This is a genomic window from Aestuariirhabdus haliotis (genome assembly GCF_023509475.1).
GTDB lineage: Bacteria > Pseudomonadota > Gammaproteobacteria > Pseudomonadales > Aestuariirhabdaceae > Aestuariirhabdus > Aestuariirhabdus haliotis.
Genome location: NZ_JAKSDZ010000107.1, coordinates 1 through 514 on the forward strand (window position 1 = coordinate 1; position 514 = coordinate 514).

3 tRNA genes are annotated in these 514 nt (G+C 54.7%); all 3 read left to right on the plus strand.

The annotated features are described in order from the left end of the window. Positions 1-201 precede the first annotated feature (201 nt). Positions 202-281: transfer RNA gene (locus tag MIB40_RS19460), tRNA-Gly, on the plus strand. Between the two features lie 24 nt (positions 282-305). Then, positions 306-381 (plus strand) — tRNA-Gly (locus MIB40_RS19465). Between the two features lie 39 nt (positions 382-420). After that, a tRNA-Glu gene (locus tag MIB40_RS19470) sits at positions 421-496 on the plus strand. Positions 497-514: the final 18 nt, after the last annotated feature.

The window sequence follows — 514 nt, forward strand, 5'->3', positions numbered from 1 at the left end:
CCGCCCTTTCACGGCGGTAACAGGGGTTCGAACCCCCTAGGGGACGCCACTTTTTTTGCGAGTTTCTCGCCCAGCGGTAGCTGGTAAAACTTACAGGCTGGAAAAGCTTGGAGCGCACAACTATATCAAGGTTGGGTTCGCCAAGAGTTATAGAGGTGAGTCTCGTTTCCTGCCCAGCGGTAGCTGGTAAAAACTACATGTGCGGGAATAGCTCAGGGAGCACAACCTTACCAGGGTTGGGGTCGTCCAGAGTTAGAGAGACGAGTCTCGTTTCCGCCCCAGCGGTAGCTGGTGAAACCTACGTTGCGGGAATAGCTCAGTTGGTAGAGCACAACCTTGCCAAGGTTGGGGTCGCGAGTTCGAGTCTCGTTTCCCGCTCCAATTTTTGTCCAACCCGTTTGGGTTGCGAAGGAAGAATATGTCCCCTTCGTCTAGTGGCCTAGGACACCGCCCTTTCACGGCGGTAACAGGGGTTCGAACCCCCTAGGGGACGCCACTTTTTTTGCGAGTTTCT